15 protein-coding genes are annotated in these 19,610 nt (G+C 48.6%); 11 read left to right on the top strand and 4 right to left on the bottom strand.

From position 1 onward, the window contains the following. The first annotated feature begins 28 nt into the window (after positions 1-28). Positions 29-1,915 (top strand): ATP-binding cassette domain-containing protein, encoded by a 1,887-nt coding sequence (locus tag PsWM33_RS04590; protein ID WP_063299385.1) that lies wholly within the window; start codon positions 29-31, stop codon positions 1,913-1,915. 79 nt (positions 1,916-1,994) lie between these two features. Here the strand turns inward: PsWM33_RS04590 and PsWM33_RS04595 are convergent, their stop codons facing one another. Continuing rightward, positions 1,995-2,447, bottom strand: a complete 453-nt coding sequence (locus PsWM33_RS04595; protein ID WP_063299386.1) for a hypothetical protein — start codon at positions 2,445-2,447, stop codon at positions 1,995-1,997. Positions 2,448-3,530: 1,083 nt separating this feature from the next. Between PsWM33_RS04595 and PsWM33_RS04600 the strand changes: the two genes are divergently transcribed. From PsWM33_RS04600 to PsWM33_RS04620, 5 genes are read left to right on the top strand one after another with little or no spacing between them, the layout of a single operon-like run. Then, positions 3,531-4,712: an MFS transporter gene (locus PsWM33_RS04600; RefSeq protein WP_063299387.1), complete on the top strand. Its 1,182-nt coding sequence runs from the start codon at positions 3,531-3,533 to the stop codon at positions 4,710-4,712. Between the two features lie 22 nt (positions 4,713-4,734). After that, entirely contained in the window at positions 4,735-6,075 is a 1,341-nt protein-coding gene (locus tag PsWM33_RS04605; protein ID WP_063299388.1) for a lysine N(6)-hydroxylase/L-ornithine N(5)-oxygenase family protein, read from the top strand. Positions 6,076-6,118: 43 nt separating this feature from the next. Continuing rightward, positions 6,119-7,954 (top strand): IucA/IucC family protein, encoded by a 1,836-nt coding sequence (locus tag PsWM33_RS04610; protein ID WP_082826878.1) that lies wholly within the window; start codon positions 6,119-6,121, stop codon positions 7,952-7,954. Next, the gene (locus PsWM33_RS04615) at positions 7,941-8,999 is read left to right on the top strand and encodes a GNAT family N-acetyltransferase (protein ID WP_082826879.1); all 1,059 of its coding nucleotides are present in this window, start codon (positions 7,941-7,943) and stop codon (positions 8,997-8,999) included. Before PsWM33_RS04610 ends, PsWM33_RS04615 begins: the two co-directional genes overlap by 14 nt. Continuing rightward, a complete protein-coding gene (locus PsWM33_RS04620) occupies positions 8,996-10,780 on the top strand; it encodes an IucA/IucC family protein (RefSeq protein ID WP_063299391.1) in 1,785 nt (594 codons plus the stop codon). Before PsWM33_RS04615 ends, PsWM33_RS04620 begins: the two co-directional genes overlap by 4 nt. A 239-nt stretch (positions 10,781-11,019) precedes the next feature. On the opposite strand, the gene PsWM33_RS04625 is transcribed toward PsWM33_RS04620, so the two are convergent. Genes PsWM33_RS04625 through PsWM33_RS04635 form a run of 3 tightly spaced genes read right to left on the bottom strand, consistent with a single transcriptional unit; the run spans position 11,020 to position 14,129 of the window. Further along, on the bottom strand, positions 11,020-12,234 hold the full coding sequence (locus tag PsWM33_RS04625) for an aminotransferase class V-fold PLP-dependent enzyme (protein WP_063299392.1): 1,215 nt from the start codon (positions 12,232-12,234) through the stop codon (positions 11,020-11,022). A gap of 47 nt (positions 12,235-12,281) precedes the next feature. Continuing rightward, complete coding sequence (locus PsWM33_RS04630) at positions 12,282-13,406, bottom strand: cupin domain-containing protein (RefSeq protein ID WP_063299393.1); 1,125 nt, start codon at positions 13,404-13,406, stop codon at positions 12,282-12,284. 54 nt (positions 13,407-13,460) lie between these two features. Next, a complete protein-coding gene (locus tag PsWM33_RS04635; RefSeq protein WP_063296535.1) occupies positions 13,461-14,129 on the bottom strand; it encodes a helix-turn-helix domain-containing protein in 669 nt (222 codons plus the stop codon). A 346-nt stretch (positions 14,130-14,475) separates the two neighbouring features. Between PsWM33_RS04635 and PsWM33_RS04640 the strand changes: the two genes are divergently transcribed. From PsWM33_RS04640 to PsWM33_RS04660, 5 genes are all read left to right on the top strand, one after another. Continuing rightward, complete coding sequence (locus PsWM33_RS04640; RefSeq protein ID WP_063299394.1) at positions 14,476-15,681, top strand: ABC transporter substrate-binding protein; 1,206 nt, start codon at positions 14,476-14,478, stop codon at positions 15,679-15,681. Positions 15,682-15,796: 115 nt separating this feature from the next. Next, on the top strand, positions 15,797-16,573 hold the full coding sequence (locus PsWM33_RS04645; protein ID WP_063296533.1) for an ABC transporter ATP-binding protein: 777 nt from the start codon (positions 15,797-15,799) through the stop codon (positions 16,571-16,573). Beyond that, entirely contained in the window at positions 16,566-17,291 is a 726-nt protein-coding gene (locus PsWM33_RS04650; RefSeq protein WP_063296532.1) for an ABC transporter ATP-binding protein, read from the top strand. The genes PsWM33_RS04645 and PsWM33_RS04650 overlap by 8 nt, the downstream gene beginning before the upstream one ends. Continuing rightward, positions 17,288-18,175: a branched-chain amino acid ABC transporter permease gene (locus PsWM33_RS04655; RefSeq protein WP_063299395.1), complete on the top strand. Its 888-nt coding sequence runs from the start codon at positions 17,288-17,290 to the stop codon at positions 18,173-18,175. The genes PsWM33_RS04650 and PsWM33_RS04655 overlap by 4 nt, the downstream gene beginning before the upstream one ends. Further along, positions 18,175-19,128 carry a branched-chain amino acid ABC transporter permease gene (locus PsWM33_RS04660; protein WP_063299396.1) on the top strand — a complete coding sequence of 318 codons (954 nt, stop codon included), beginning with the start codon at positions 18,175-18,177 and terminating at the stop codon, positions 19,126-19,128. The genes PsWM33_RS04655 and PsWM33_RS04660 overlap by 1 nt, the downstream gene beginning before the upstream one ends. The last annotated feature ends 482 nt before the right edge of the window (positions 19,129-19,610 follow it).

A 19,610-nucleotide genomic window follows, 5' to 3' on the forward strand; every position in this document is an offset into this window, starting at 1 on the left:
CAAGAGGTTTACGGGCAAACAGCGTGGCATGCTTCAGGTTTCTAATCTTACATATCGCATTGCCGGGCGTCTTTTGATCGACAATGCCTCCGTTACTATTCCAAGTGGTGCGAAAACCGGTCTTGTCGGGCGCAATGGCGTTGGCAAGTCCACGCTGTTCAAACTGCTGTGCGGTGAGCTGTCCGTTGAGAGCGGCAGTGTACACATGCCGCAAAAGGCGCGCGTGGGTCAGGTGGCGCAGGAAGCGCCAGGCACGCAGGAAACGCTTTTGGAAGTGGTTCTGGCGGCTGATACGGAACGCACCGCTCTTTTGGCTGAGGCCGAAACCGCTGAAGATGCGCACCGTATTGCGGAGATCCATACGCGACTTGTCGATATTGAGAGCCACAGCGCTGAAGCGCGGGCCTCTGCGATCCTGAGCGGACTGGGCTTTTCTTACGACGAGCAGCAACAGCCGTGTGCCAACTTCTCTGGTGGTTGGCGTATGCGTGTTGCGCTTGCGGCCCTGTTGTTTTCCAAGCCAGACCTGATGCTGCTTGATGAGCCGACCAACTACCTCGACCTTGAGGGTACGATGTGGCTGGAGAACTTCATTGCGCGTTATCCGTATCAGGTTGTTCTGATCAGCCATGATCGCGACCTTTTGAACAATGCGGTCGACAGCATTGTGCATATGGATGGTGGTAAGCTCACCTTCTATCGCGGTGGTTATGACAGTTTTGACCGTCAGCGCCGTGAAACCATTTTGCTGCAGAAGAAGGCGGCTGATAAGCAGGAAAAGGCACGCAAGCACATTCAAAGCTTCGTTGACCGTTTCCGCGCGAAGGCTACCAAAGCGAAACAGGCGCAGTCTCGTATCAAGATGCTTGAGAAGATGCAGCCGATTTCCGTGTTGGATGAAGGTTCAGGACTGGAGCTGCATATTCCGCAGCCTGAGGCCAAGCTTTCTCCGCCGATCATCAAGCTGGAACAAGCTTCTGTTGGCTATGATGACACGGTGATCCTGAAGAACCTGACGCTGAACATTGACCATGACGACCGCATTGCTCTTCTTGGTGCCAATGGTAACGGTAAGTCAACCTTCGCCAAGCTGATTGCCGGGCGCCTTGGATTGATGTCTGGTGATATGACTAAGGCCACCAAGCTGAGCACTGCGTTTTTTGCGCAGCATCAGCTGGATGACCTGATGCCCGAAAGCAACCCGATTGAGCATGTGCGTCCGCTGATGCCGGGCGCGTTGGAATCCAAAATCCGCGCGCGTGTGGACCGGTTTGGTTTGCCGACAGACCGGATGCTGACCCCTGCCAAGGATCTTTCCGGCGGTGAGAAAGCCCGGTTGCTGCTGGGCCTTGCCACCTTCCACGGGCCGAACCTTGTTATTCTCGATGAGCCGACCAACCACCTTGATATCGACAGCCGTGAAGCCCTTGTGCACGCGATCAACGATTATGACGGTGCAGTTATTCTCATCAGCCATGACAGGCATCTGGTGGAGGCCTGTGCAGACCGGCTGTGGCTGGTTGCTGATGGCGGTGTGAGAAACTTTGACGGCGACATGGCGGAGTACCGCAAGTTGATCCTTAAGGGCGACAGTGGCTCCAAGTCCAGGGTCGCGGTTGAGGAGGACAGCGAGAAAGCGAATGCACAGGCTCGCCGCAAGGAAGCTGCTGAGCGCCGCACTAAGACCGCTCCGCTGAAGAAGAAAATTGAAGCTGCGGAAAAAGAGGTCTCCAAGTATCAGAAGTACATCAAAAAGCTTGATGCCCTGCTGGCCGATCCTCGCATCTACACCGAAGCACCAGACAAAGCGAAACAACACGCCATCCGCCGTGCCGCCTATGTGAAGGTGCTGGAAGAGACCGAAGAGAACTGGCTGAAGATGTCAGCTGAACTGGAAGAGCTGACAGGCGGCTAGGCCTTGAGCTTTCGTGATATCGTTATGAACCCGGGACTGGAAACAGTGCCGGGTTTTTTATTGCTACGTGTAGAGCGCCTTATGCATCACTGTCAGACATACCTATGTCGGTAGCTTCCCCCAACGGGAAGGATCGGCGTAGCCCAAATTTCATGGCAAAGGCCAGGATCAAAGCAGTCAAGGCTAACATGAGTGTTGCGAAGAGAGCGTCACTTGACTGGTTGGTGCAGACACTTCCCTTGCAATGCATCGCGACCAGAGATGGCTCGCGCCTGTCACCTTGCAATTTAAGCAGTTTTAAATATGTGCGCTCACTGAAGATATGGCTTTTGTCGCGCTCGTTCATGACCACGATCGCTTTACCCGCAACCTCGAGACTGAGCTTTTCAAATTCAACAGTGCGCTCTTGAGCATCTTGCTTGTAGGAACTTGAATATCTGAGCGCAGGCCACCAAGCCTGCATAGGGACAAAAGTATGCAAGAGAATTGGCAAACACACCAACAGCGCAAGTTTCACCAGCGGCTGCTTCATCAGACTTTCTCCAAATAAATAAATGATCACAATATCTTAATTGAAATTTCTAATATACAGATTCACCGGCTTCACAAACTGATTCAAGTGAACGGCTCACACCATGTTAGGCCTCAGAAACCAGTTTTGACAGAGCTTTCATTCGGTCATTCTTCGAACCTGTCAGCTCCACAGTTTCGGGCAGGATGTCCAACAAGGCGAGCGTATCATCACGGAGGATTTGCTTCAGGCAGGTGTCGGTTTGTTTCCGGAGTTTAGGGTATTCGATGGTGGTGGTGATCTCATGTTAAAAAATTAGGTCACATCAGACAGGCGAAAAAACCAAGTTCACCGGTTTAACCGGAATACTATTGCTATATTAGCTCCTGGTGGTGAACTGGAAATCGTTTTAATTGTGTGCCTTTACCAGCTTGATCGTTAGAACTCTGTCACTAAGCAATGCTATTGCACCAAGCGGTGTCAAGCCGATGCTGTTACACATCTGTGCCAATCATTTCACAGATAAGTATCCAGCCTTTTTGAATAGCTTAGAAACCGCCTCGTCGAATTAGCTTTGGTTTCATTGCCACCTACAACGTCCGTAGATGCAATCCAGAGAGGCTCGCAGGCATTATATACTCTCAAGAATGATCATCTTCGTAGACTTGTTTATAGATTTTGTCGCCCGCTAAAATCTAAAGTATGAAAATGAGAGAGTTCATTAGCTGTAGTTAGTTGACGGTTATTGTTCGCATCTTTGACATGATCGTTATTACTCAGAACTACAAGCGCTTGTACGATCTCAAGTTAATTTACCAAGTAAAAACAGAAATTCAATTCTCAAATCTCCTCCCTCCTCACTGACAGTTCTCTACTTATAGAAAGTCGCTTCCTGGCTAAATACCTTTAACTGCATCTCAACTATGCAACCGCGGTAGTTTCTGTATTTCAAGAAAAACACTCTCTTTAAAGCCCTGCAATATTTGACGGATCAGCTTGACAGGGCGGTCACAGACTTATAGTTGAATGTATGACTCATATTTAATACGCACCTCCTGATTGTATTGAGAATAGTGGTCTCCATTGTTTAAACCTGCGATAACTATGCCTGCCATTGCGGCGAGTACATTCCATCAAGCGTGTCTGGTGGTCATGGTGCCGTTGCTGCAAGACGTCTTTGACCTGACACTCAGTATGATTGGAGTTGTTGTAGGAACAGGCTTGATGGCAACCGCAATCAGTTTGCCTGCTTGGGGACGAATAGAAGCATATATCGGAGCTCTCGGTGCATTGAGGGTCATACTGAGTTTCGCGGTATTAAGTGTGTCTGCAATTGCAATCAGCTTTATGCTAGTCAGTTATGCTTTAATCTCTCCTCTTCTCGGATTAGCTGTACTCGTTACGGCGCGAATTGCTTATAGCATTACAGTTCCAGCTCTCCTTCCGCTTACTCAAGCCATACTCGCAAGAAATAGGCAAAACTCTTCAAAGCTTCTGGCTCCTATAGGTCGTTTGAGTTCAATGACAGGTCTTGGACGACTTGCGGGAAATGCAGCTGTAGCTCCGCTCTTGCTTCTTGGAGGAGCCCTTCCACTTATTGCTCCAATTCCAGTCTATGCGGCTTGCTTATTTTTCGCATTTAAGCAGTCATCACCGGCATCCATAAAATGCAAAAAAAGCACCGAGCAAAAAGACCAGATCACACTTCCCAAAACTGCACTCTTGATTGGATTTTCTCTACAATTGTGCCTTGGTGCTACATATGTGCTGCTGGGCCCGCTCATAAAAGATAGCATGCAGCTGGACTCAACTGAGGCGACCACTTTTGCAAGTTATTGTCTTACCGCTGCTGTTCTAAGCGGATTGGTTGCTCAATTGGGGCTCTTACCAATCTTTCGCAAACATACAAGCATTGTGCAAATCACCAGCGCAATTAGCTTTACGGCAGGCCTCAGTCTGCTTTGCATAGCCCATACGCTGCCTTTTATCGCGATGAGTGCAGCTATCATTGGCGCCTCAGCAGCGCTGCTCTCGGCGACTAATTCAGTATATTTGCTGAAACAATTGCCAGCTTCACTCAAAGCAAAAGGTTCGACCACTCTTTCCTGTTCTCAGTTTGCTGGATTAGCCACAGGCTCCCTTCTTGGAGGCTTTGGTGGAGAGGCGAGTCTGACCTTAACTTTTTCATTTGCCACCTTAATCGCACTTGTTTTTTGCGTAGGTGGCTCCGGGTTCGTGATCAGCCACAAGCCAGTTGCGCGACCTTTGCGTCCCTCTGATATTTAACAGAACACAAAGGAGCCTTGAGATGTCCCAGATCGTCAAGATGCCGAAGAATACGCAATCAGTTTATGACCTGATCGGACTAGGCATAGGGCCGTTCAATTTGAGCGTTGCTGCACTGGCACAGAGCTCATCACGCATTCGCGCTGCATTTTTTGACAGCAAGTCAGAATTCAGCTGGCATCAGGGATTGATGTTTTCGCGATCTGTTTTGCAAACGTCGTTCTTGAAAGACCTTGTCACAGCAGTACAACCGACCAGTGCATACTCGTTTATGGCATTTCTGGTTGAGAAGAAGAGGTTCTATGACTTTTTAGCTGGCCGTTTCACCGGAGTAACCCGTGTGGAGTTTAATGAATATTTTGCATGGGCTGCTGGCAAGATGAACCATCTTCATTGGAACCACACTGCCCAGGAAGTCTCGGTGAAAGACAACCGTCTATCTGTGGCGTTTGAAGACGGACGAGTTGAGCACACTCCCAATCTTGTTATCGGCACAGGCATGAAGCCTTTTATACCGCAGTGGGCGACCCCTTACTTAGGTGAAAATTGTTTCCACGCAAGTAGTTACCTCAACAAAGCACGGCAGATAAAAAACAACCGTATTGCAGTAATTGGCGGAGGGCAAACCGGTGCCGAAATTGTTCTGGACCTTTTAACAAGCAAACAAGCAGCTCCATTGGAGGTCCAGTGGATCAGCAATTTACCCCGGTTCTCCCCCCTAGAAGAAGGTGGGTTTGTTGATCAGGTTTTCACACCTGCTTATGTTCAGAGCTACCAGACTCTTCCCAAGCAAAGCCAGCAACAAGAAGTGGTAAACCAGAAGCTCGCAAGTGATGGCCTAACCCCAAGCACAGTCGACGAGCTTTACGCAGAAATCTATCGTCGTAAGCATCTTTGCGCGGATCCCTGTACCATCACCTTACTGCCGGGACGGGACGTAAAAGCTATGGAACAGCAGGGAACCGGCTATCGGTTGACCTCAAGCTCTACGATCAGCGGTCAGACGGAAACGCAGCAAGCGGATCTGGTCATACTAGCGACAGGGGCAAGGCCAGCGCTTCCGGAGTTTATGACGCCGCTCTTACCGCGCCTTTCGTTAGATGAAAATGGCCTGCCGGAATTGGATGCGTCCTACCGCCTGCAATGGGATGGACCAAGAAACCTTCAGATTTTTGGGTTAAATCTCGGCCTTTCCTCTCACGGCATTGTGGATCCGCAAATGAGCCTCATGACGTGGAGGAGTGCGACCATATTAAATGCTGTTGTCGGAGAGCCTCTCTTCGATCTGGAAGAAGACAGTGAATTAATCGATTGGCCAAGTGTGCCACGAGCGGAAATCTTAAATCAGGTCATACCAGCCTGAACCGCTGATTAAATCATTAATTGCTCTATTCTTCAGGTTCGCCATGAACAAAACCTTAGTTTACACTCAGGTAAACAATCGTCCTTTGTCTGCGCCTCCGACACCTTTACAAAGGGCTGAGCATGCCACTGCAAGTGCGTTCTTAAATTCGCTCTTGCGCGAATGGTCAGGCTGGTCATTTCTATCACATGAGCAAAAAGAGCTTTTATGTTTTGGTGAGGACACAGTTTGTCTTCCTCTGCAAAACAATGATCGCTTGTTGCTGCAAGTCCCTCACCATACAGCCGCTCGATATGAAATACAGCTGCCTTTTTACCTCTGGAACAGCGAAGGGCATTGCAAGCCTGTCAGCCTCATGAGTACGCTGACTACACTTATTACAGATAGTACAATCAGCGGTGAGCACAGCGAAAAACAGTTTACGCTTTTATCGAGGGTGTTAGATAGCCATCAGGCTCAGATGCGAGCTTATGAGCTGGACGCTAACAATACTTCTCATCCTGCAGAGAACTGGAGGTTTCAGGAAGCTGAGCAGGCGCTTATTTCCGGCCACCCGACCCATCCAAACCCGCGTAGCAGAGACGAGCTGACCAAAGACGATGCCTTGTTGTTATCGCCTGAATTAAAGGGGCAATTTCCTTTATTCTGGGTTTTGGCAGATCGTTCGATCCTAGTTTCAGGTTCTGGTGTGCAAAGAACTGCTTTTGACATGTGCTTGGAGCTTGCCAAGAGCGATAAAACTTTGCCGGAAACACTGCGGACTAAAGTTGACAAGGGTTACGTGCCCATTGCCTGGCACCCATGGCAGGCAGAACGTTTATTGGCTCGTCCTGAAGTTATCCGATGGATACAAGAGGGTTTTCTTAAACCTTATGGGTCAGTTGGCAAGCCTTTTGCGGCAACCGCATCAATGCGCGGAGTACACGCCTTTGAAGCGCCATACATGCTTAAGTTTTCACTTTCCATGCGGCTGACAAATTCAAAAAGAGTACTGGCTCGCAAGGAAGTTGAACGCGGTGTGCAGATGGCAGAACTGCTCTCAGGTGCCTTGGGGGACAAGCTGGCAAATGATTTCCCAAATCTGACCATCCTTACTGAGCCCGGATATGTTGCTCTGCAAGATGAAGACGGCGGCGCACTGGAGGATAGTTTTGTAGTCTTGCGGGACAATCCGTTCCATGAACCGACACAAACCGGCCCCGCCATGCTCGCCAGTTTATGTGAACCCCAACTTGGTGCTCCATCCCCACTTGGTGACTTAATTTATAGGCAGGCGGCACAAAAAGGGCTCTTCCCTCAGGGATTGGCAGAACGCTGGCTGGATGCATTCATGCAAGTGGCTATCCTGCCTCTGCTTGATATTCGCGCCAGACATGGTCTGCTGTTCGGCTCTCATCAGCAAAATATGATGATTGCACTGAAAGATGGCATGCCCGCTCATCTTTATGTCAGGGATTGTCAGGGGACAGGTCACTTAACGACCCATCATGATGTCCTATCTGCATACGTACCTGACATTGGCAAAAATGCCGAAAATGTGGTCCCCCCGGAAATTGGTGATGAGCTTCTTTGCTATTACGTGATTGTCAATAACCTACTCCATACCGTGAGCACTCTGGTGATTGATGGCTTGATGGACGAGGCGCGCGCCTATGACACGCTCCGCAGAAGATTTAAAGCTACAGCTCAAAGTACGACCGGCGATCCAGCCTTTTATGACTATCTGCTGACCTCTCCAACATTGGTCAGTAAGGGTAACTATCGCACTAGCCTTAGCAACGTAAACGAAGCATCAGGCGACGGAGCTGGCCAGCTCGCAACATTCTTCAAAATAGCCAACCCATTTAGTAACAAGAGAAATAACGATGACATTGCATAGGATGCCTATTGGCTCATCACTTTCGATTGCCCATGAAACGCATGATGGCTCCTCTGATTGCAGATTTGCTCGCGTTGTTACATCCGGAGATTGGAGTAATGGACAGCTAACCGTGTTGCGAGACACCAAAGCTTTTGCTTGTGCTCATCTGGAGAATGCGACAGAGGCAAACCTTAGTTTTTCATTCTATTTGGAAGGTTCTGAAGAAGAAAAACTTGGGGCAGTATTGCTGAGTCTGGAGGCATGCTTTTCGGCGCATCCAGAGATAGAAACTTTGAAAGTCAGCCTTCCTGCAGATACTATTGATCCGCGAGACCTGCCATTTCTTGCGGTAGCAAATGGGCAGTATCAAGTGTATCGCTCCGGCTTCTATCAAAACCCACAGCTCTGGCTCCTTCACAGATCCACAGGTCGTCTTCGCACCGGTTTGGTCGAAGGGCCAGATGGTCGGGATCATCCATTAAGACCACCACATCCAACCGGGCTGTGCTACGAGCGTTATGACCCCGTTGCTGACGTTGTCGTATCGTTTCGTGCCGTTGACATCGACCGTGATCTGGACAGGTTTCATCGCTGGATGAACGATGGCCGTGTCGCATATTTCTGGGAGCTGGCAAAATCTAAAGATGAGCTGAAGGCATACCTGGAAACATTCCAGGCCAAACCCCACACCTATCCACTAATTGGTTGTTTTAATGGTGAGGAAGCAGGCTACTTCGAAACTTACTGGGTGCGAGAGGACCGTCTTGGCCCTTATTACGCCTCGCAAAGTTACGACAGAGGCTGGCATGGCCTGATTGGCGAACGCAGGCACCTAGGCAAAGTGAAAACCGGCGCTTGGTTGCGCGGGCTGACACACTATCTTTTCTTGGATTGCCAGTTGACTAATAACATAATGGGTGAGCCTCGGGTGGATAACGCCAAACTGCTTTCCTACGCAGATTCTCTTGCCTATGAAAAACTTATGGAATTCGATTTCCCGCATAAACGCTCAGCACTCATGTGCTGTCGGCGGGAGCGTTTTTTTGAGGAGCTTCGCTTATGATCCTCGACAAACAGTATTGCAGCACAATGGTGGCGGATGCGACGAGTCCCTCGTCCTTGTGGCCAAAAATCTGCAGGGCAGCGCTCGCAAAATTACTTAGCGAGCTAACTTATGAAGAGGTTTTAGACCCCACTTATACTGGCGGTGAATCTTTTGAACTACGCCTTGCCTCTGGTGTCCTCTACACGTTTCAGGCACAAACCATGATCTGGGGGAACCTCTGGGTGGATGCAGGTCGTATCACCCGGGCTCCCGCATCGACACTTCCATTGTCTCCTCTTCAATTCTCAGTGGATGCACAGGCCGAACTTGGCATGAAACCGGAAACACTGGCCACCTTTTTGCGTGAAATGTCCAACACTCTGCGTCAGGATTTATTTCTGGCGCAATCCTGCGAAGGTTATGATGCTGACACACTCCTCCAAATGCAGCCATATGAGTTACACGCTCTGCTGGAAGGCCACCCAAAAGCCGTAGCGAATAAAGGGCGCCTTGGCTGGGGAGCTAAGGATGTCGCCCGCTTTGCGCCGGAGAGCCGACAACCGATCGAGTTATTATGGCTTGCTGCTCGCCGTGAGAATTGCGAGATCAGTGATAGCGATATCCAAACAGAAAAAAGCTTTCTAAAAGACACCTTAGGCGCAACAGAAATGACGCATCTAATGGACACTCTGAGAAACAAAGGAGGTACCTTAGAAAGCTACTGTCTCGTTCCTGTACACCCCTGGCAATGGGATCACGTGCTCCAGCAAACGTACATCAATGATCTACAAACAGCAGATCTGATCATACTCGGTAGTTTTGGCGGACGTTATGTTTCTGGCCCATCTTTGCGGACACTCACCAGTCTGGATCGTCCTGAAAGCCCGGATGTAAAGGTTGCTCTGACGATCCTGAATACTTCCGCTTGGCGAGGAATTCCTGGAAAATACATCGCTCATGGATCTGACTTGTCTGAGTGGTTGGATGGCATCGTTCAAGCAGATGATCACTTGAAGAATAAGGTTATCATTCTAAAAGAACTACGCGGTGTATGGTATCGCCATCCGTTTTACCAGCAGCTTCGCGATATTCCCTATCAGCATGATGAAACTCTGGGTGTAATCTGGCGGGAACCTGCAGACTACAAAGTGGGACCAAATCGCAGAGCTTATCTTTACGCTGCATTGTTGCACAAAGATGGTTCAGGCGTTCCCCTGGCTGCTCATCTCGCGCAAAAGGCAGATCTTGATTTAACGGATTGGCTGCAAAAGTTGTTTGAAGTTACCGTTGTGCCACTTTATCACATGCTCTGCGTATATGGGCTTGGTTTTATTGCTCACGGACAGAATATAACAGTTGTCCTAGAAGACAACGTACCTGTCGGTATGGCAATCAAGGATTTGCAAGGAGATGTCGATCTCGTAAATGAGATTTACCCTGAACAGTGCGATCTAAGTGACGAACTGCGCGCATTACTACCAGCAAAGCCACCAGCTTACATTGTACATGACATTCAAACTGCTCATTTCGTCACGGTGCTTAGATTTCTTTCATCTTCGCTGGCACAAGCTGGGCAGATGACTGAGACATGTTTCTACCAAATTCTTACAGATACGCTGAAGAGCTATATTGCCGCTAACCCGGAATATAGTGCACGCTTTAAGACATTTGAGTTGTTTGCGCCGACCATTCCCAGAGTGTGTATCAACAAAGTACGCTTTGAAATTGGATATGGTGACAGCGCTGAACGCCCGTTGCCTGCGCTTGGTATGGATTTGAGTAATCCCCTACTCTGCTAAGAAGAAAAGGCAGCTCTGCGATCTGATAGAGCTGCCTCTCTTCCTAATCTCTGACAATGAAGAAATCTGTTAGAACCCAACAAGATAACTGTTGTGGTAAGTTGATCTTTGCTGATCATAATAACCTGTTCTCACCGCCTGAACACTGTTCTTCTCAGTAATCAAACATTAGCAAACTCGATCAGAGGAGAGCTGCAATCAACGAAATTGTCGTCTCGCAGAAACGCCCCTCTTACAAATCAGGCTTGCGTAGCCATTGCCTGCTCTTCCAGAACAGCACGAAGTTGTTGTGTTGCCTCCCACAAATCTGCGTGTGAATGATAGAGCGGTGACAGACCAAATCTCACTGCATTCGGAGAACGGAAAGAAGAGGTTATGTTCTTCTTCTTAAGCGCTTCAACGATTTTGCTCCCATCTCCCGGAATGCGAACGCATACATGCCCGCCGCGTTCATCGTAATTTTCAGGGGACGCAAGTTGGACACCAAAATCACCGCATTGTTCTTTGATTAGCGTAACCAGTGTTTCACTCAAAGAACGATGCTTAGCCCAAACCTGATGCGGGTCAACCGAATTCCAGATCTCTGCTGCACACCAAAAAATCTCATTTGCAATCACCTGCGGAGATCCGGTCATGTGGCGTAGAACACCTTCAGCTGGTTCAAATTGCTCAGAAAATGAAAATGTATCTGCATGACCGATCCAACCTGAGATCTCCGGCCAAATCTTATTCTGATGCTTTTTGTTGATGTATAACCATGCAGGACCACCGGGACCGCCACACAAATACTTATAACCACATCCAACCGCAAAATCTGTTTGTGTGCCCTCAACATCCAGCGGAATAGCACCCGCAGAATGAGAAAGATCCCAAAGTGTTAATGCACCCACAGAACGGGCTTTGGTGTTGATTTGCTCCATGTTGAAACGACGCCCAGAGCGGTAATCCACTTGTGACAGATAAACGACTGCAACATCCTCAGTGATGGCATCAAGAATGTCCAAATCTGGGTCCGCATAGGCAACTTTCAGCTGGTCGCTGTGTGCGTTCTCCAAGCCTTGCGCTACGTGAAGATTGGTAGGGAATGTGGTCTTCTCGCTCAAAATCACCTGGCGATCCGGATTAAGCTTCAGCGCATCCGTCAGCAACTTAAACAAGTTTAGAGTGGTATTATCATAGGCAAGCGTGTCTTCTGGAGCAGCACCAATTAAGCGACTTATCGCAGCACCAATTTGCATAGGCCGGGCCATCCAGCTGGCCGCTGCCCAACTCGCGCTGCGTTCATCAGCCCATTCACTTTGAAACACCTGTGCAAGGTGCGCCGGAACTGACTTTGGCATAGATCCAAGAGAGTTCGCGTCTAAATGTATGACGCTAGGCCGTTCTTCAAACAACTCCTTGCAGTGTTTGAGCGGATCATTGTCGTCAAGAGCTATAATATCTTGATAATTCACTGAATTTCCAATCTTCACAATAGGATGTATGGAGGCAGCGAAGCCGTTTAGGAGGTAGCGTCATGAAGCTTGGTCTCAAAGCCTCCCGGCAAAGAAACCTCCAAAATCTCGAGATCATCAGAACCATTCAACAGTGATGTTTTCATCGCCGGTGGTATGACAAACGCATCTCCAGCTTTGAGTTGATGGGCTTTACCCTCTTCATTGACCAGCGTAACGCTGCCTTCCATGACAAAAGAAAACAAGATATCCGAGGTGTGACTGGTAACAGCCCCAGTTGGCCCCGTCGTTGCACAGGCGACTTGTACATTGGCAACCTGTTTAGTTGCTAAGCCAATGCCTGTATCTCTGCATTCAAAGCCGTCAAGGCGATGGGGCTGCCATATGGCACTATCTAATTGATGATGAACAAATTTTTGGCCCTGAAACTCACGCTCTGGATTGACGGTTCCATTCGGTAAGTCCATCTCGTGATCAATGCTGGTAATATGTTCTGCCGGAACGCCAATTTCAATTACTTCGAGCTCACCAGAGGATTCCAGTACACGATGCCGGATCTCTGGAGGTTGGATAACACAGTCACCAGCTTTGAGGATAAATGGCTCACCTTGATCTTCATAAACAAGCCGGACCCAGCCGCGATAGCAAAATATCAACTGAAACCCAACGGTGTGATAATGCACCATATCCGGAACAGGACCTGCATCTGGAATGCGGATGTGAGAGGCAATAATACTGCCACCCAGACGATCCGGGATCAGATCACGATACTGCATACCAGCGCGACCAATCACCCAAGGATCATTGTCAATCATATGCCTGACTATGAAAGAGTGTTGGGTTTTGGGCATTTCCAGTGCTGGAGAGGCGTCAACAATCTCAATTTTAGTGCCATTCGGCGCGATTAGTTCGGTTTGCCCTTCAGCAAAATCAGCAGGCTCTTTGCATAGCAAACGCAGTGTTCCTGGTTGTTCTGATGCTCCTTTTTCCAGGCGTACCCGAAGACCGTGACCAGACATCACCGCAATGGCAGGATTGTCAGCTGGGAAAATCATATCCAGCTTCATACCGAGGATCTTGCTGAAAAACGGCAAGTCCTCCTTTAGATCGTTGGTTGGCAACCGTATTTCAGCAGATGCAATATGATCTGTCTTGGTTTCTAATTGTGCCACTTGACGTCCCTCCCAGAATTTCAAATGTGATAAATAAAATTGAACGCGTGGTGCTTATTCACCCTCACTTTTGAGGTGTGTGGCATCAATCGTCGCGATTACCAAAATACGCGCCGGAGTATCGCCTGCACAAACGTAAGCATGCTTCATTGAGCTATCGAAATAGATGGAGTCTTCAGCCTCCAGGAGCAGAGGGCCATAGTGTTCTGAATGCAAATGCAAGTTTCCCTCCAGCACAATCAAAAACTCTTCACCCGGATGAGCATGTAATCCGCCAACCTCTTCCAGAGTTCGCCCTGCTACAATATCAATGGCTGGGTTCATCATTTTGTTGGTGATGTCGTTACTCAACACCTGCGCACTATAGCGTTCTGTCTCCAGAAAAACGCCCTGCCCTTTGCGCGTGATACTGCGAATACCACTGCGAGCCGGACTTGCCGGGTTTTCAAAAAATGCAGACATATCTACATTGAGAGCTTGCGACAAAACATAAAGATTAGCAGCACTCATCAGCGTTTGATCATTCTCCACTCGGGACAATGTCGCCTCTGAAATCCCAGTCTGTATTGAGAGCTCACTGAGTGATAACTGCAATGCTTTGCGGAAGGTTTTCACACGCTCGCCAATGTGCAGTTTCTCTTGCCTCTTTGCGTTCGTAGGCTTCCGAGAGATCGCTGCCGTATTACTTGTTTCACGTCGCAAAATAGATAACGCCTCGCTCATTTTGATTACTTGTTTGTTCGTGCATATAAGTGTTGTGCCACACAATAGAATGACTAATTTCATTAGTGCAAGAGAATTTCATAATTGAAATATGAAATAGTATTTGGCTCAGAGGTCAGAACAAGTGAGTGACTTCTGATGATATTTCCCTACCATCAAAACAGGAAAACAGCTGTCTGTGAGGACACTTGCACTTCTGGAGAGGTGATTGACAGCATCTTGCGCATATGCAAGTGTTTTTACGTATTACGCCGTTTGTAGCAGTAAGAATCTCCGATATTGGAGGAGATAGCTGAAATCAATGAGGCCAAAGCCTTCCGACGGTGCAATGCAATGGGAGGGATTTATGAATAAGACTCTTTTGATGCTGACGACAGCAGCATGCATAACATTTGCAGGTTTGGCTGGGGCCGAAGATATTAAAGTTGGGGCATTGATGGGCGTGACGGGGCCTCTTGCCAACTTTATTCCACCAATCCTCAACGGGGCAAAACTGGCAGAGGCGGACGTGAACAAAGGCGGCGGTTTGTTGGATGGGCAAACCATGAAGCTTGTTGTTGCGGACAGTCAAGCATCTGCACAGCCATCGGTTGATGCTGCAGGTAAACTGGTAAACATTGAGAACGTTGTTGCGATCATGGGGGCACTGTCTTCTGGCGCCACCATCGCTGCGGCAAATGCGGTTGCTATTCCAAACGGCGTGCTTCAGGTTTCTCCAACAGCGACAGCACCAAGCATGACCAATTTGGAAGACAACGACTATGTCTACCGCATTGTTCCAAGCGACAACTATCAAGGTAAAGTGCTGGCGCGTGCAGTTCTGGAAGAAGGCTTTAAAAAGGTTGCAATTACATATGTTAACAATGACTACGGCGTCGGCATAGGTAACACTTTTAAGGTTGAATACGAGAAGTTGGGAGGGGTAGTCACCAAATTCTCCAAGCATGAAGACAAGAAAAACTCATACCGTGGTGAGTTGGCGACCTTGGCATCCAGCAGTGCTGATGCACTTGTCGTCATTGCTTATGCAGCTGGCAGTGGCGCGAAGATCGTCAAGCAATCATTGGAAAATGGCTTCTTCGAGAAGTTCATTGGTACAGACGGTCTACGGGATGACATCTTAATTCAGCAAATTGGTGCAGAAGCTCTTGCCAGTTCCTTCTTTACCTCACCAAGTTCCCCGAGCTCAAATGCAGCTACAGAAGCGTTCCATGCTCGGTTTGACGAGACATTTGGCGGCGGATCTGACAAGCCATTTGTTGATCAGGCCTATGACGCTACCATGTTGATTGCGTTGGCAATTCAACAAGCAGGTTCAACCGATCGCGCCGCCGTAAAAAATGCACTTCGTTCGGTTGCCAATGCACCAGGTGAGATTGTTGGTCCGGGTGAATGGGCGAAAGCCCGTGAATTGATCTCTGCGGGCAAAGACATCAATTACGAGGGCGTTTCTGGGGCCCACGAGTTTGATGAGAATGGAGATGTAGCGGGTTATATCGGCAAGTATGTCGTCGAAGGCGACAGCTACAAGCAAACCAAAATCTTCAATTAGTTCAGACCTCTACCACAAGAGGTTGAATTTCACCGAGTAATGACCGGGCTCTTCTGGGCCTGGTCATGTTGGACCGTGTCATGATGGTGCAGTCAATGAGATTTTGGGAATACAAATGATCCAGCTTGAGAATGTATCAAAACGATTTGGTGGATTAACTGCCGTTCACAACTGCTCATTTTCAATTCCGACGGGCCAAATTACGGGAGTCATCGGGCCGAATGGCGCGGGTAAGACTACTGTTTTCAATATGATAGCTGGCCTACTTCAGCCAAGCAGCGGCCAAATTTTTCTTGATGGAGAAGACATTACTTCCTTGCCAGCACACAAACGTCAGAGCAAAGGGCTTTATCGGACTTTCCAACTAGCACACGAATTCTCACGTATGACTGTGGTTGAGAACCTGATGGTCGCAGCGGATAGCTCCATCGGAGAGAATGTGTTCAATGCAATTTTCCGCCCCTCCATCTTTCAAAAGCAAGAGCATGCGGCATACGATAAAGCTATGGAAACACTGCGCTTTCTGGAGATTGAGAAACTGCAAGATGAACTAGCAGGAAACCTTTCTGGTGGACAAAAGAAGCTGCTCGAACTTGGCAGAACCTTGATGCAGACACCAAAAGTCATCTTGCTGGATGAAATCGGCGCAGGCGTAAACCGCAGCCTACTTAGTAAGATCGCTGTGAAGATCCAACAGCTGAATGACGATTTCGGCTACACCTTCTGCCTGATTGAACATGATCTGGATTACGTCTCGCGGCTTTGCGACGAGGTTGTCGTACTGGCACAGGCCACTGTTTTAACAACAGGAACCATCGAGAAAATTAAGCGTGATGAGCGCGTGGTAGAGGCCTACTTCGGTGGCGGCAAATATGAGGGTGCCCATGCCTGATCCGATTTTGAGCATCCAGAATCTAACTGCAGGCTATGGTGCAACGCCTATTATTCATTGCGTTGATTTGTGCGTTCATTTGAAAGGAATAGTGGTAATTGTGGGACCAAATGGGGCTGGCAAGTCCACTTTGTTAAAATCAGTCTTCGCACTCAATAAGTATTTTTCTGGCTCCGTAGAGTTCATGGGGCAATCGATTGTTGGCGTTAAAACTGCGGACCTCGTTCCCATGGGCATTTCTGCCGTTCCGCAAACCAGCAATGTATTTGCAAACTTGACAGTGCGTGAAAACTTGCAGGTGGGAACGTATGCAGCACCACCGAAAAATCCAGCTGCGACATTGGATATGATCCTCACACTGTTTCCAGACCTTCGAGAAAAACTGAACCAGCCAGCGGGGCAGCTCTCTGGTGGCCAACGACAAATGGTTGCCATCGGAAGAGCGATGATGAGCGATCCAAAGCTGTTGCTGTTGGATGAACCGACAGCTGGGTTGTCGCCTGCTTATCTGGAACGGATCTTTGATCTGATCCAGCAAATTCGCGAAGCCGGCATCTCTGTGTTGCTGGTTGAGCAAAACGCAAAACAAGCCCTGCGCATCGCTGATATGGGATATGTGCTGGTGAACGGCAAGAACGGATATACGGATACGGGCAAAAACCTTCTGGCCAATGATGAGGTGCGGCATGCGTTTCTCGGTGGGGGGCTGCCAGCATGATTGATTTCATCAACTATTACCTCATACCGGGCATAACTCTTGGCAGCATTTATGCATTGGGCGCTGTCGGGATCTCAATGATTTTTGGCATTCTGCGCTTTGCACACTTTGCTCATGGCGACTTAATGACGACTGGCGCATACATAGCGCTGACTGCTGTTTGGACACTTGGTGTTCCAGCACTTGCCGCTATTCCGATCGCCGTTGTCGGGACGGCTCTGGTGGCAGTGCTTTTGGATAAGGCCTTCTATAAACCACTGAGAGATCTACCGAGCATCTACACTGTCATCGCATCCTTTGGGGTTGCTCTAATTTTGCGTTCAGCCATCCAGTTATTGTGGGGCACAGACTCTCAAGTCTATGTGGTCGGCTTTCAAAAACCGCTTATCTTTTTTGATAGTCTCCGCATCGCTCTTCGGCATATGCAAATCATCGCGTTTACAGTCGTTATTGCCATCACGCTGCATTTCTTCCTCTCTTATTCTAAAACGGGGAAATCCATGCGAGCGGTTGCGGATGACCCAGAACTGGCGCGGATTGCCGGGCTGGATACGGAAAAAATCATTCGATGGACTTGGCTAATTGGAGGTGGCCTGGCTGCCATTGGTGGTGTGTTTGTGGGGTTGGATACGGACATCCATACAAACCTGGGTTGGAACTTGCTGTTACCTATGTTTGCAGCAGCTTTGTTGGGCGGAATTGGCCGCCCCTTAGGAGCTATGCTGGGAGGCTTGATTATTGGCGTTGCAGAAGAGATTTGCACGTTTCCAATCATGGAGATAGAGATCATCTCGCCCAGTTATAAGAGCGCAATTGCCTTTATCATCATGTTGGCGCTGTTGTTGTTCCGTCCGCAAGGCCTACTAAAAGGAAGGGTACTTTGATGGAACTCACAGGGCTGTTCTTCTATTTCGTTTCCTTCCTCACCATGGCTGGCATTTATGCTGTAATTTGCCTTGCGCTTAACATCCAATGGGGGTTTGGCGGCTTGTTTAATGCCGGGATTGCTGGCTTTTACGCTATCGGCGCATACTCAGCAGCTATTATCACCTCCACGGCAGCATCAAACAATGTTGGAGGGTTACAGCAACCCATTTTTGTAGGCATGGCCGTTGCAGCTGTCATTGCAGGTCTTGTTGGCTGGGGCATTGCACGGCTTTGCGTTTCTCTCAAAAGCGATTACCTCGCCATGGCAACAATTGGAATTGCAGAGATCATCCGGCTTGTCATTGTAAACGAGGAGTGGCTGACTAACGGGAGTTTGGGAGTTTCCAACATCCCACGTCCCTTTGAAGGGATGTTCAAAGGACAAACAGCCGAAATTGTCTTTGTTCTTTTCGTTTGGATAATCGTGTTGCTGACTTATTTCATTTCTCAGCGCCTCCACAAAAGTCCGTGGGGCCGGGTTTTGCGAGCAATCCGCGATAATGAAGATGCAGCAGAATCCATCGGCAAGGACACTCACTCTTTCCGCACGCAAACGTTTGTAATCGGGGCAATCTTTATGGCGTTGGCAGGAGCGCTGAGTGCGCACTACTTCAAATATTTCAGCCCCGACGCAACTGAGCCAATTCTGATAACATTTCTTGCTTGGGTGATGTTGATTGCCGGAGGAAGTGGAAACAACAAAGGGGCCATTGCAGGGGCACTGGTCGTTTGGGCGATCTGGTCAATGACAGAGATCCTAACAGGCTTCCTCCCCTCTGAGTGGGCAACCCGATCCTCCTACATGCGCATGCTGCTTATTGGCCTATTCCTGCAGTTCGTTCTGCAACGATATCGCTCCGGCTTGCTACCAGAAAGAGCGCCAAAACTGGACAAGTTGAGACGCTCTTAGCTTGCTGGAGGTCGAAATTCTTAGAAAACGTGGTATCAACGCGACAGTCAATCACCAGCAGCATCCAATGCTGGTGATCAACGGCAGCACTTCAGGAAAATGTTGACTTAACAGCCAAAAGCCAGAGAGCAAATTCCACATCATAGTTAAACTGTCCGCCATCAAATGAAGTTTGACAAGATTGGCATTCAAATAACAGGGTGTTCGACGTTTATTCATTTGCCTGTGTTATCGAATCTAACTATCTTGTTAGAAATAGGTCTCAGCCCACATCACCTTTTCAAGGCTCTCGTGATAGCGATGATTGTTATTGTAGTCGACCAAGAGACCAATCTATCCACTAGGACATAAGCCGCCAGATACTCGAATCTGGCAAACACATTTATTCAGAAAAGCTGTCTGTTCTTTCTTTGAAGGAAGGACAGGCCCTGCTTAAGCTTGTTGAGCAAAAAGGACTTCGTATTGGCTCCGCACCAGATACA

Origin of the sequence: Pseudovibrio sp. WM33 (genome assembly GCF_001623165.1) — a bacterium.
Taxonomy (GTDB): Bacteria; Pseudomonadota; Alphaproteobacteria; order Rhizobiales; family Stappiaceae; genus Pseudovibrio.

Excerpts from the sequence above, each read along its gene's own strand:
- PsWM33_RS04620 (WP_063299391.1), top strand. The coding sequence starts at position 8,996 with ATGATCCTCGACAAACAGTATTGCAGCACAATGGTGGCGGATGCGACG.
- PsWM33_RS04635 (WP_063296535.1), bottom strand. The coding sequence starts at position 14,129 with ATGAGCGAGGCGTTATCTATTTTGCGACGTGAAACAAGTAATACGGCA.
- PsWM33_RS04615 (WP_082826879.1), top strand. The coding sequence starts at position 7,941 with ATGACATTGCATAGGATGCCTATTGGCTCATCACTTTCGATTGCCCAT.
- PsWM33_RS04650 (WP_063296532.1), top strand. The coding sequence starts at position 16,566 with ATGCCTGATCCGATTTTGAGCATCCAGAATCTAACTGCAGGCTATGGT.
- PsWM33_RS04605 (WP_063299388.1), top strand. The coding sequence starts at position 4,735 with ATGTCCCAGATCGTCAAGATGCCGAAGAATACGCAATCAGTTTATGAC.
- PsWM33_RS04595 (WP_063299386.1), bottom strand. The coding sequence starts at position 2,447 with ATGAAGCAGCCGCTGGTGAAACTTGCGCTGTTGGTGTGTTTGCCAATT.
- PsWM33_RS04600 (WP_063299387.1), top strand. The coding sequence starts at position 3,531 with ATGCCTGCCATTGCGGCGAGTACATTCCATCAAGCGTGTCTGGTGGTC.
- PsWM33_RS04660 (WP_063299396.1), top strand. The coding sequence starts at position 18,175 with ATGGAACTCACAGGGCTGTTCTTCTATTTCGTTTCCTTCCTCACCATG.
- PsWM33_RS04610 (WP_082826878.1), top strand. The coding sequence starts at position 6,119 with ATGAACAAAACCTTAGTTTACACTCAGGTAAACAATCGTCCTTTGTCT.
- PsWM33_RS04590 (WP_063299385.1), top strand. The coding sequence starts at position 29 with ATGCTTCAGGTTTCTAATCTTACATATCGCATTGCCGGGCGTCTTTTG.
- PsWM33_RS04645 (WP_063296533.1), top strand. The coding sequence starts at position 15,797 with ATGATCCAGCTTGAGAATGTATCAAAACGATTTGGTGGATTAACTGCC.
- PsWM33_RS04640 (WP_063299394.1), top strand. The coding sequence starts at position 14,476 with ATGAATAAGACTCTTTTGATGCTGACGACAGCAGCATGCATAACATTT.
- PsWM33_RS04655 (WP_063299395.1), top strand. The coding sequence starts at position 17,288 with ATGATTGATTTCATCAACTATTACCTCATACCGGGCATAACTCTTGGC.